Here is a 12,444-nt window from a genome sequence, read left to right on the forward strand (position 1 = left end):
GGGCGAAGTCGAGCAAGCGGTTAGCGCATAGCGATCAGAACGGCCTTCTATCGGCGCATCGTGCGCCGCAGATCCGAGCCAACCGGCATCAGCTCATACGGCGGCTTCCAGCCGGGCAGCGCGGCGATACGCTCGCGCCAAGCATCGAGCGACGGAAAATCCGTCGCGATGTCGAAGCCGGTCTCCTCCTTGGGGTAGTACACATAGCCTGCCATCGAGAAATCCACGATGGTCGGGCTGTCGCCGAGCATGAAGGCACGATCGCGGAGATGCCTGTCGGCGATCGCAAAGCTCGCCTCGGTGCGTGCGCGCAGGAACGACAGGATCGCTGGATGCACCGGCTCCGGCATGAACGAACTCTGAAACCGGTGCATCGCATGATTGTTGGTGAACTTGTGATTATCGAACATGATCCAGCGCAGGGCTTCGTAGCGCTGGTCGTCGGTCGGCGCGAACTTGCCGGTGGTTTCCGCAAGCCAGACCAGGATCGCGCCTGACTGCGACATCAGCTGGCCGTCGACATCCAGCACCGGCACCTCGCCCATGGCGTTGGTGCTGGCGCGCCAGGCTGGATCGCGGGTCTGGCCGCCGGCAAAGTCGACCCCGACCGGCTCCCAGTCGAGACCGGCGCAATTCAGATAGAGCGCCAGCTTGTAGGAATTGCCGGACGCACCGATGCAATGGAGTCTGTAGCGGGTCATCGCGCTCCCGCAAATTTGGGCTGTGCGTCCGCCCGCCCGGTCAGTCTGGCGCGCTCGGTGTTGGGCCACAGCAGCAGCAAGCCGAGCACGCCGGAGCCGGCCATGATCGCCGCATTGATGGTGAAGCCGGTCATGTAGCCTTCGATCGGCGTCGCCGCATGCTGGATCACGCCACCCATCACCATCGGCGCCAAAATGCCGGAGATCGTGTAGAGCGCGCCGTAGATCGCGATCACGGCGCCGCGCTGCGACACCGGCGTGAACTCGCCGAGCATCGGCGGACAGACCACATAGATCGAGCCGCACAAGCCGGAGCCGATCACCAGCAGCGCGATCATCAGCCCACCGGGCGCTACATGCGGCAGCGTGGCAAGAATGCAGCCGCCGACGATCAACGGCACCGAACCGAGCACGCCGCGCGCGCCACGGGTGGTGAAACCGCGCGCCAGCATCAACTGCGAAATCCAGCCGGTGAGGATCACGATCGTTGCACCGAATATCCAAGGCAAGATCGAGACGAAGCCGGCCTGCTGCTGGCTGAAGCCGAGTCCTTCGATGATGAAGGAGGTGAACCAGGTGAGCCCGAGCGACAAGGCCCAATAGGCGCCGAAGGTCGCGATCACGCAGCCGATGAAGGTGCGCGAGGTCAGAAGCTTCCAATACGGGATTCGCGCCTCGCTGGCGGCGATCGCAGCGGCAGGCACCAGCGGCCCCTCCTTGCCGAGCGCGAACCAGGCGAAAGTCCAGAGCAAGCCTGCGACGCCGAGCGCCCCGAACGCATAATGCCAGCTGTGATTGACGATGATCCAGTTCAGCGCCGGCACAGCGAGGATCACGCCGAACGCCGAGCCCTGCGACAGGATCGCGGTCGGCAGCGTGCGCTTCTCATCCGGGAACCATTTGTAGATGGCATGCGCGGCAACCGAAAAGCCGGGCCCCTCGCCGGCGCCGAGGATGATGCGGCAGATCATCAACGTGGTGAAGCTGACGGTGCCGAGCATCGGAAACTGCGCCAGCGACCAGATCAGCGCCAGGATCAACAGCACCCAGCGGGTCTGCACGCTGTTGACGATAAAGCCGACCACAATCGCCGAGATCGCGAACAGGTAGAAGAAGGACGAACCGAGCGTCCCGAACTGCTCCTGGGTGAGGCCCATCTCGGTCTTGATCGGCACGCCGGCAAGCCCAACCACGATCTTGTCCGCAAAATTCACCACCATGAACAGGAACAGGAGGAAGGTGATCTTCCAGGCGCCCTCGGGCGTTGCCCTGGGCGTCGGTTGCGTCGTCATGTCTGGCTCCCCGCGTCGTTTTTGGTTCTGTGAGATCGGCCCCTGCCGGCGATGCTAGCCACGCCTTGCGGCGCAACGCAACTGCGCATTTCCCGGGGTCTGTGGCCCCGTGCGACGCCATCCCGCGTCGCGCATTGCACACCGGCGATCCGATCACGATCGCGTCGCCACGGCATTGCAGCGATGATCTGTCATGCGCCCGCTGTTATGTTCGGGAGCCATCACAGCCGGGATTATTTCATGAACAGATCGATCCGTCGCGCGGCCTTCAGCACCGCGGTCGCGGCCGCCGCCCTGCTCGCCATCCAGGCCGTTCGCGCCGAGGACGCCGCCAATCCGGACTACGCGGCGATCGTCGCCGCGCCCGACCGCAGCGACGCCGACCGGCAGGTCGACCAGCGCCGCCAGCCCGCAAAAATGCTGGCCTTTGCCGGCGTCAAACCCGGCATGGCGATCCTCGACATGGAGGCGAGCGCTGGCTACAGCACCGAGCTGTTGGCGCGTACCGTCGGCCCTTCCGGCAAGATCTATGCGCAGGACTCGGCTGCGGTGCTCGAGCGCTTCGTCAAGGACAAGTTCGACACCCGCGCCCAGAAGGGCGCGATGAAGAACGTCGTGCATGTCGTGCGCAACTATGACGACCCGATCCCGCCCGAGGCCAAGAACCTCGACATGATCACCTTCTTCTTCGCCTATCACGACATCACCTATATGGAGGTCGACCGCGCCGCGATGAACAGGAAGATGTTCGCCGCGCTGAAGCCCGGCGGCTTCCTCATCATCGCCGACCATTCGGCCAAGCCGGGCGAAGGCACGAGTGTCGCCAAGACGTTGCACCGGATCGAGGAGAGCACGTTGAAGCAGGAGGTCGAGGCCGCCGGCTTCAAGCTGGCCGCCGAGGGCGATTTCCTGCATCATGCTGAGGACCCCAGGGACATCCCCGTCTTCAAGGCGCCGGTGCCGATCGACGAGTTTGTCCTGAAGTACCAGAAGCCGCAGTGAGATCAGCCCATCGCTTCGCCTGACCAGACCAAAGCCCTGCTCCGCATCACCGGACTGACCAAGAGCTATCGCTCGGCGAGCGAGGATGTCGCCGTGCTGCGCGGCGTCGATCTCGCCGTCGCAAGCGGCGAGAGCGTCGCGCTTTCCGGCGAATCCGGCAGCGGCAAGAGCACGCTGCTGCACCTGATCGCGGGGCTGGACGCCGCCGATGGCGGCGAGATCAGGCTCGCCGATACTATCGTCTCCGGGCTCAACGATGCCGGCCGCGCCGAATTGCGCCGTGACCGGCTCGGCCTCGTGTTCCAGCAGTTCAATCTGATCCCGAGCCTGACGGTATCGGACAATCTCGTCTTCCAGTCACGCATCGCCGGCCGGCACGATGCCAACTGGCATGACGAGCTGGTCGAGCGGCTCGGCCTGAAAAGCCTGCTCAAGCGCTATCCCGAGCAATTGTCCGGCGGCCAGCAGCAGCGCGTCGCGATCGGCCGCGCGCTGGCGCCGAAGCCCTTGCTGCTGCTCGCCGACGAGCCGACCGGCAATCTCGACGAGGACACCGCCGACGAGGTGCTGCGGCTGGCGCGCGATCTCGTGGCGCGCACCGGCTGCGGCTTCCTGATGGTCACCCACAGCGCACGGCTTGCCGCGACGCTGGACCGCCAGGTCACGCTCCACGCCGGGGTGATCGCGTGAGGCGACCTCTCTGGATACTGGCCGTGCTGCTCAGCCACTGGCGGCGACATCCGATGCAGCTCGCGACGCTGCTGATCGGCCTGATCTCGGCGACCGCGCTGTGGAGCGGCGTGCAGGCGCTGAACCAGCAGGCGCGCAACGCCTATGACCGCGCCGCGGCCACCTTCGGCGGCGCACGCACCGCGATGCTGGTGGCGAAGGACGGCGCGACCTTCCCGCAAAAATGGTTCGTCGATCTGCGCCGTGCCGGCTGGCCGGTGTCGCCGATGCTGGAGGGCCGCATCCAGATCGACGGACGCAGCTACCGCCTGCTCGGCGTCGAGCCGGTGACCTTGCCGACCGAAGTCGGCAACGCGCCGGCGGTCGCGCGCGGCAATCTGCAAGCCTTCGTCACGCCGCCCGGCGAGATGCTGGTGGCGCCGGAGACGTTGCGCGATCTCGGTCTCAAGCCAGGCGAGCGGCCACAGGCGAACGGCGTCGCACTGCCGCCGTTGCGCGTGCAGAGCGAGCTCACGCCGGGTGCGCTGGTGGTCGATATCGGCATCGCGCAGACTATCCTGAAACTGCCGGATCAGGTCTCGCGTCTGCTGGTCGGCAAGTCGAAGGCGCCGCGCGCGACGCTCGACAGCATCGTCGGCGACAAGCTCCGTCTGGTCGCGCCGAGCGCAGAGAGCGACCTCGAACGGCTCACCGACAGTTTCCATCTCAACCTCACCGCCTTCGGTCTGCTGTCGTTCTTCGTCGGCCTGTTCATCGTCAATTCCGCCGTCGGCCTCGCCTTCGAGCAGCGGCTGCCGATGCTGCGCACCTTGCGTGCCTGCGGCGTCTCGGCGCGGCTGCTCAACACCGTGCTTGTGATCGAGCTGGTGTCGCTGGCGCTGATCGCCGGCCTGATCGGCCTGGTCTGCGGCTATCTCATCGCGGCGGCGCTGCTGCCCGATGTCGCGGCGTCGCTGCGCGGCCTCTATGGCGCGCAGATCCCCGGCGAGCTTTCGCTCAAGCCTGCCTGGTGGTTCGCCGGCATCGCCATCAGCATTGTGGGCGCGCTCGCCGCGGCGGCCGCGAGCCTCGCCAAGGCGATCCGGATGCCGGTGCTGAGCACGGCGCAGCCGCAGGCCTGGCAGCAGGCGCAGCGGCGCTGGCTGATGGTCCAGAGCACGGCAGCGCTTGCCGTGTTCGCGGCCGCCGCCGGCCTGATCCGGTTCGGCGATTCGCTGATCGCGGGCTTTGCCGTGCTCGCCGCGCTGATGCTCGGCGCGGCGCTGATCCTGCCGATGGTGCTGCAGATCGCGCTCTCGCTCGGCCAGCGCAGCGCGCGCCAGCCTGTCAGCATCTGGTTCTGGGCCGACAGCCGCCAGCAGCTCTCCGGATTATCGCTGGCACTGATGGCGCTGCTGCTGGCGCTTGCGGTCAATGTCGGTGTCGGCACCATGGTGTCGAGCTTCAACCGCACCTTCCTGGTCTGGCTCGACGGCCGCCTCGCTGCCGACGTCTACATCAATGCGTCCAGCGACACCCAGGCCAAGGAGATCAAGGCATGGCTACGCGAGCGGCCCGAGGTCGAGGCGATCCTGCCCGGCGGCCGCGCCGACAGCCAATTCGGCGGCGCGCCGATCGAGGTGCTCGGCCTGCCCGATCACGCCATTTATCGCGACAACTGGCCGCTGCTCGATAGCGCCGCGAATGCCTGGGTGAAGCTGCGCCCCGGCGACACCTGCCTCGTCAGCGAGCAGCTGTCGCGACGGATGAAGCTCGGCCTCGGCGATCGCATCGAGGTGCCGACGCCTGGCGGACCCTGGCCGCTCGAGATCGTCGGCATCTATGCCGATTACGGCAACCCCAAGGGCCAGATCGCGGTCAATTTCGCCGCGCTGACGCGATACTTCCCGCAGACGCCGCTGACGCGGATGGGCCTGCGCGTCGTGCCGGACAAGATCCCGCCGCTGATCGCGGCGCTGCAGCAAAAATTCGAACTCGACGACCGTAACGTCGCCGACCAAGCGACGATGAAGGCGGAGTCAAAGCGGATCTTCAACCGCACCTTCTCAGTGACCGCGGCGCTCAATGCCTTCACGCTCGGCGTCGCCGGCATCGCGCTGTTGACCAGCCTGCTGACGCTCGCCAATTCGCGGCTGCCGCAGCTCGCGCCGCTGTGGGCGATCGGCCTGACGCGGCGGCGGCTCGCCGCGCTCGAGCTGCTGAAGACCATGGCGGTCGCGCTGATCACCGCGCTGTTCGCGCTGCCGCTCGGCCTTTTGGTGGCGTGGTGCCTGCTTGCGATCGTCAACGTCAAGGCGTTCGGCTGGCGGCTGCCGTTCCACGTATTCCCGCTGCAGCTGATCGAGCTGCTGGCGGTGGCGATGGCCGCGGCACTCTGTGCCGCAGCGCTCCCGGTCGCTAGACTGGCCCGCATGCAGCCGGCCAGGCTGATCAGGATCTTCGTCAATGAGCGCTAGGCTCACCCGCCGCGCCTTTGCCGGCGGCGCGCTGGCGCTTGCGCTGGGCGGCAAAAGCTTCGCGCAAGGCTTTGCCGGCCTCGGCGAGAGTGCGGAAGGGTTTGCCGCCGTCGCCCCCGGCAGGCCATTCGTGTTTCCATCCGACCACGGCCCGCATCCAGAATTCCGGGTCGAATGGTGGTACGTCACCGCAAACCTCGCCGACGCCAACGGCACCGCCTATGGCGCGCAATGGACGCTGTTTCGCCAGGCGATGCGGCCTGGCGCCAACGTCGAAGGCTGGGCCAACCAGCAGGTCTGGATGGGCCACGCCGCCGTCACGAGCGCCACGACACATCGCTTCAGCGAGACGTTTGCGCGCGGCGGTGTCGGACAGGCCGATGTCGTGGCCACGCCGTTCCGTGCATGGATCGACGCCTGGGAGATGGATGGGCTCGACGGCTTCGATGCGCAACGAACAGCGCCGCTCGCGCTGAAGGCCTCGGGCAGCGATTTCAGCTATGCACTCCGCCTCGACGCCGACCGTCCGCTGGTGCTGCAGGGCGACCATGGCTACAGCCGCAAGTCGGATCGCGGCCAGGCCTCCTATTACTACAGCCAGCCGTTCTTTGGGGCGTCCGGCCGCATCGTCATCGACGACAGATCGGTCGAGGTCACGGGCCGCGCCTGGATGGACCGCGAATGGAGCAGCCAGCCGCTCGCCTCCGACCAAACCGGCTGGGACTGGTTCTCGCTGCATCTGCCCAATGACGAGAAGCTGATGCTCTACCGGCTGCGCCAGAAGGACGGCCGAGAGAACCTGTTCGGCAACTGGATCACGCCGGACGGCCGCTCCACCGAGATCGCAGCTGATGGCAACAGCATCGTGCCAACTGCTGCCAGCGAGATCGGCAGCCGCAAGCTGCCGACGTCGTGGCGCGTATCGCTCCCATCGCGCGGCCTCTCGATCGAGACCACGCCGCTCAATCCGCAGAGCTGGATGGCAACCAGCGTTCCCTACTGGGAAGGCCCGATCCGTTTTGCGGGCAGTCATGCCGGGTTAGGCTATCTCGAACTGACGGGATACTGAGAAAAGCAACGAGGACACACCCGACATGTACCACATCACCGCCGTCATCACCTGCCTAGCCATCGCGTTCTATCTGTTCACCTCGATCGAGGTGTCGCGCGCTCGCGCACGCTACGGTGTCAAGCTGCCGGCGATCACGGGCAATGCCGATTTCGAGCGCGTCTACCGCATCCAGATGAACACGCTGGAATGGATGCCGATCTTCCTGCCTCCGTTGTGGCTGTTCGCGATCTACATCAGCGACGTCGGCGCCGCCGCGCTCGGCGCGATCTGGATCATCGGCCGCATTCTCTACTTCCTCGGCTATCGCGAGGCGGTGGCGAAACGCAGCCGTGGATTCGCGATCCAGGCCATGGCCTGCATCGTGCTGTGGATTGGCGCGCTTGGTGGCGCGATGTGGCGGCTGGTGCATTGAGGGCGCGGCGGCGCCGCACACTCACTGTCGTCCCGGGCTTGACCCGGGACCCATCAACCACAGGATGTGGTTTTGCGAAGGCTGGAGCTCCAGCCCGACGCTACAACTGACAACGGTGGTTATGGGTCCGTGCTCCGTGCGCAACCGCGCACTAGGCAGGGACGACACCTTTGTTGTTGCGCGCGCTGCGCATCACGAGCCACGGCTCACTTCGTCAGCGGGCAGCCCGAGTCTTTGGCCTTCGGGAACGCCTGGTCGCCGGGCACCACCGCGAGCTGCTTGTAATAGTCCCACGGCTTCTTCGATTCCGAGGGCTTCTTGACCTCGAACAGATACATGTCGTGGACCATGCGGCCGTTCTCCAGCACCTTGCCCTGCGCGAAGGCGTCGTCGACCGGCAGCTCCTTCAGCTTTTTGGCCACCGCCTCGCTATCCTTGGTGCCGGCAGCCTTCACCGCCTTCAGGTAGCTCAAGGTCGCCGAATAGGTGCCGGCATGGATCATGCTCGGCATCCGCCCGGTGCGCTTGAAGAAGCGCTCCGAGAAGGCGCGGCTCTTGTCGTCGTGGTCCCAATAGAAGCCTTCGGTCAGCACCAGGCCCTGCGCCGCCTCGAGGCCGAGGCCGTTGACCTCGGCCAGCGTCATCAGCAGGCCGGCGAGCTTCTGGCCCTGCTTGACGATGCCGAATTCGGCTGCCTGCTTGATCGAGTTGGTGGTGTCCTGGCCGGCATTGGCGAGACCGATGACCTTCGCCTTCGAGCTCTGCGCCTGCAGCAGGAAGGAGGAGAAGTCCGACGAGTTGAGCGGCACGCGCACCGAGCCCAGCACCTTGCCGCCGGCCGCGGTGACGATCTCGCTGGTGTCCTTTTCCAGCGCGTAGCCGAACGCATAGTCGGCGGTCAGGAAGAACCAGCTGTCGCCGCCCGCCTTCACCAGCGCGCCGCCGGTCCCGACCGCGAGCGCGTGGGTGTCGAACGCCCAGTGGAAGCCGTAGGGCGTGCAGGACGCACCTGTGATCGCCGAGGTCGCGGCGCCGACCACGATGTCGATCTTCTTCTTTTCCTTCGACAGCTCCTGCACCGCGAGCGCGACCGACGAGGTGGTGAGCTCCGTGATCATGTCGACGCCGTCGGCGTCATACCAGCGCCGCGCGATCGAAACGGCGAGATCCGGCTTGTTCTGATGGTCGGCGGTGACCATCTCGATCTTCTGGCCGAGCACCTCCCCGCCGAAATCCTCGATCGCCATCTTGGCGGCTTCGACCGAGTATTTTCCGCCGTAGTCGGCATAGACGCCGGACTGATCGTTCAGGATGCCGATCTTGACGCCCTGCGCCACCGCCGGCGCCGCAAGCAGCAGGCTGCACGCCGCGACCGCGGCCAAAAATCCCGATTTCATTTTGTTGGCTCTCCCTACAGTTTCTATCGAGAAAAATCGGCGCGAGACTATTTTATAACCCCGCGCCTGCCCATCACTTTCGGTTCAGCCAATAGTATGCCCCGTCATTCGCGGTGCGCAATTGCGCACCTGAGGGCATCGCGAAGCGGTGAGCCCGGAATCCATACTCACGATCGTGGTTATGGATTCCGGGCTCGCGCTGCGCGCGCCCCGGAATGACGAGGGAAATTGCGGCAGCCGCCTCACCCCGCCACTGCCGCCGGCTTCTCCACCGGCTTGCCCTCGTTCCTGCCTTCCGCGAGGTTGCGCACCACCATGTAGAAGATCGGGGTGAAGACGAGGCCGAACAGCGTGACGCCGAGCATGCCGAAGAACACGGCGACGCCGACCGCCTGGCGCATCTCCGAGCCCGAGCCGGTCGACACCACCAGCGGCAGCACGCCGAGGATGAAGGCGAACGACGTCATCAGGATCGGCCGCAGCCGTAATCGACAGGCCTCGATGACGGCTTCCAGCCTTGGCCGTCCCTCGAGTTCGATGTCGCGCGCGAACTCGACGATCAGGATCGCGTTCTTGGCCGCGAGCCCCACCAGCACCACGAAGCCGATCTGGGTCAGGATGTTGACGTCCTGGCCCATGATGCGGACGCCGATGGTTGCCGCGAGCAGGCACATCGGCACGATCAGGATCACCGCGAACGGCAGCGTCCAGCTGCCATATTGCGCGGCCAGCACCAGATAGACGAACAGCACGCAGACCGGGAAGACATAGAGACCGGCATTGGCGCCGTTGACCTGCTGATAGGACAGATCGGTCCATTCATAGGCGAAGCCCGACGGCAGCGTCTGGTCGGCGAGCTTCTTCATGGTGTCGATCGCAGTCGTCGAGCTGGTGCCGGGCAGCGCCTCGCCCTGCAGCTCCGACGTCGTGTAGAGATTGTAGCGCGCCACGCGATCCGGACCGGAGACGTCGCGGAATTCGACGATGCTGCCGAGCATCACCATGTCGCCATTGACGTTGCGCGTGCGCAGCCGGGCCAGATCGACATTGTCCTTGCGGAATTTGAGGTCGGCCTGCGCGGTGACGTGATAGGTGCGGCCGAACAGATTGAAGTCGTTGACATAGGTCGAGCCGAAATAGGTCTCGATCGCGTCCGTGACGTTCTGGATCGGCACGTTGAGCTTCTGCGCCTTGACGCGGTCGATATCGACGAACACCTGCGGCGTGTTGGCCGTGTAGGGCGAGAACACCGAGGTCAGGCCCGGCGCCTTGCGCGCGGCGCCCACAAGCTCGTCGGTCGCCGCCGCGAGCAGATCGGGTCCGCGGCCCTGGCGATCCTGGATACGCATCGTGAAGCCGCCGCCGGTGCCGATGCCCGGAATCGGAGGCGGTGGAATCACGATGATGAACGCGCCCTCGATTCCGGCGAGCCGCTTGCGCAGATCGGCGGTGATGGCGGACGCGGTCAGCCCCTTCTTCAGCCGCACCTCGGGATCATCGAACACCGGGAACAGCGCGGCGGCGTTGCTCGCCTGGGTTCGCGTCGCGCCCGACAGGCCGGCGAAGGCCGCGACGCGGATGATGCCCGGCGTCTCCAGCGCGGCCTTCTCGATCTGGCGCACGATCGCAGTGGTGCGCGCCAGCGATGCCGCGCCGGGCAGTTGCGCCGACACGATGACGTAGCCGCGATCCTGGGCGGGGATATAGCCTTGCGGTGTGGTCGCGATCAGCCAGCCGGCGCTGCCGAGCAGACAGACATAGACCACCAGCATGATCAGCCGGTGCCGGATCACGAAGCCGGCCAGGTCGGCATAGAAGTTCGACAACCAGTCGAAGGCGCGGTTGAACAGGCCCGTAAAGCCCTGCCACGCGCGCGCGATCAGGTTCCAGGCCGCGGGCTTCTTGTGCTCCTCATGCGCGACGAGAATCTGCGAAGCCAATGCCGGCGACAACGTCAGCGAGCAGAAGCACGAGATCGCGGTGGCGACCGCGATCGTGATGGCGAATTGCTGGAAGAACAGCCCGGAGATGCCGCCGAGGAACGCGGTCGGCACGAACACCGCGCACAGCACCAGCGCGATCGAGACCAGCGCGCCGCCGACCTCCTCCATGGTCTTCAGCGCCGCCTCGCGGCGACCGAGGCCATTGCGCAAGTGACGCTCGACATTCTCGACCACGACGATGGCGTCGTCGACCACGATGCCGACCGCGAGCACGAGGCCGAACAGCGTCAGATTGTTGATGGCGTAGCCGAGCGCCGACATCGCGGCGAAGGTGCCGACCAGCGACACCGGGATCGCCAGGATCGGAATGATCGCGGGACGCCAGCCCTGCAGGAACACCAGCACCACGATGACGACCAGGATCATCGCCTCGTAGATGGTCTTGATCAGCTCGTGGATCGACTGGGCGATGAACTCGGTCGGATTGTAGCCGATATTGTAGTCGAGCCCCTTGGGGAAGCTCGCCTTCAGCTTCTCCATGGTGTCCGAAATGCCCTTGGCGGTCGCCAGCGCGTTGGAGCCGGGAAGCTGGGTCACCAGCAGGGCCACCGCGGTCTTGCGCAGCATGAAGCTGTTGGTCGAATAATCCAGCGCGCCGAGCTCGACCCGCGCCACGTCACGCAGCCGCACGGTGCGTCCGTCGCCGCCGGCCTTGACGACGATGTCCTCGAATTGGGAGATGTCCTTGAGCCGCCCGGTGAAGGTGAGGTTGGGCTGGAAGGCGCGGTCGGAGATCGGTGGACTGCCGATCTGCCCGCCGGTGATCTGCAGATTCTGCGAGCGGATCGCCGCCACCACGTCGGTCGCGGTCATGCCGAGCGTGGCGATCTTGTCCGGATCGAGCCAGACCCGCATCGAATAGTCGCGCGCGCCGAATATCTGGATGTCGCCGATGCCGTCGAGCCGCAGCAACTGGTCGCGGACCTGCAACAGTGCGTAGTTGGAGATATAGAGCTGGTCGAGGCTGTCGTCGGGCGACAGCATGAACACGACCATCAGGATGTCGGGCGAGTTCTTTCGCGTGGTGATGCCGTTGCGCTGGACTTCTTCCGGAAGCTGCGGCGTTGCGATCGCGACGCGGTTCTGCACCAGCACCTGCGCCTGGTCGAGATTGGTGCCGAGCTTGAACGTGATGGTGATGGTGAGCTGGCCGTTCGAGGTCGCCTGGCTGTACATGTACAGCATGTTCTCGACGCCGTTGATCTGCTGCTCGATCGGAGCTGCGACCGTGTCGGAAATCGTCTGCGCCGAGGCACCCGGATATTGCGCGCTGACCACGACGGTCGGCGGCACGACTTGCGGATATTCGGCCACCGGCAGGGTCGGATAGGCGATCGCGCCGACGATCACCAGCACGATGGAGAGAACCATCGCCAGGATCGGCCGATTGACGGAAAGACTGCCAAGATTCATGACTTG

9 protein-coding genes are annotated in these 12,444 nt (G+C 65.7%); 5 read left to right on the plus strand and 4 right to left on the minus strand.

The annotated features are described in order from the left end of the window. Positions 1 to 47: 47 nt before the first annotated feature. Together IC762_RS34620 and IC762_RS34625 are read right to left on the minus strand one after the other, a co-directional pair. Positions 48 to 701 (minus strand): glutathione S-transferase family protein, encoded by a 654-nt coding sequence (locus IC762_RS34620; RefSeq protein WP_195786539.1) that lies wholly within the window; start codon positions 699 to 701, stop codon positions 48 to 50. Then, positions 698 to 1,993: an MFS transporter gene (locus IC762_RS34625; protein ID WP_195786540.1), complete on the minus strand. Its 1,296-nt coding sequence runs from the start codon at positions 1,991 to 1,993 to the stop codon at positions 698 to 700. Before IC762_RS34625 ends, IC762_RS34620 begins: the two co-directional genes overlap by 4 nt. A 240-nt stretch (positions 1,994 to 2,233) precedes the next feature. On the opposite strand from IC762_RS34625, the gene IC762_RS34630 reads away from it, so the two are divergent. From IC762_RS34630 to IC762_RS34650, 5 genes are read left to right on the plus strand one after another with little or no spacing between them, the layout of a single operon-like run. Continuing rightward, complete coding sequence (locus IC762_RS34630) at positions 2,234 to 2,995, plus strand: class I SAM-dependent methyltransferase (protein ID WP_195786541.1); 762 nt, start codon at positions 2,234 to 2,236, stop codon at positions 2,993 to 2,995. Positions 2,996 to 3,031: 36 nt separating this feature from the next. Further along, on the plus strand, positions 3,032 to 3,685 hold the full coding sequence (locus IC762_RS34635; RefSeq protein ID WP_195790420.1) for an ABC transporter ATP-binding protein: 654 nt from the start codon (positions 3,032 to 3,034) through the stop codon (positions 3,683 to 3,685). After that, a complete protein-coding gene (locus tag IC762_RS34640; RefSeq protein ID WP_195786542.1) occupies positions 3,682 to 6,141 on the plus strand; it encodes an ABC transporter permease in 2,460 nt (819 codons plus the stop codon). Before IC762_RS34635 ends, IC762_RS34640 begins: the two co-directional genes overlap by 4 nt. Next, the gene (locus IC762_RS34645; RefSeq protein ID WP_195786543.1) at positions 6,131 to 7,210 is read left to right on the plus strand and encodes a lipocalin-like domain-containing protein; all 1,080 of its coding nucleotides are present in this window, start codon (positions 6,131 to 6,133) and stop codon (positions 7,208 to 7,210) included. Before IC762_RS34640 ends, IC762_RS34645 begins: the two co-directional genes overlap by 11 nt. Before the next feature lie 25 nt (positions 7,211 to 7,235). Continuing rightward, positions 7,236 to 7,625, plus strand: a complete 390-nt coding sequence (locus IC762_RS34650) for an MAPEG family protein (protein ID WP_195786544.1) — start codon at positions 7,236 to 7,238, stop codon at positions 7,623 to 7,625. 206 nt (positions 7,626 to 7,831) lie between these two features. Here the strand turns inward: IC762_RS34650 and IC762_RS34655 are convergent, their stop codons facing one another. Then, entirely contained in the window at positions 7,832 to 9,022 is a 1,191-nt protein-coding gene (locus IC762_RS34655) for an ABC transporter substrate-binding protein (RefSeq protein ID WP_195786545.1), read from the minus strand. Positions 9,023 to 9,264: 242 nt separating this feature from the next. After that, positions 9,265 to 12,438, minus strand: a complete 3,174-nt coding sequence (locus IC762_RS34660) for an efflux RND transporter permease subunit (RefSeq protein WP_195786546.1) — start codon at positions 12,436 to 12,438, stop codon at positions 9,265 to 9,267. Between the last annotated feature and the right edge of the window lie 6 nt (positions 12,439 to 12,444).

It is taken from the genome of Bradyrhizobium genosp. L (genome assembly GCF_015624485.1).
GTDB lineage: Bacteria > Pseudomonadota > Alphaproteobacteria > Rhizobiales > Xanthobacteraceae > Bradyrhizobium.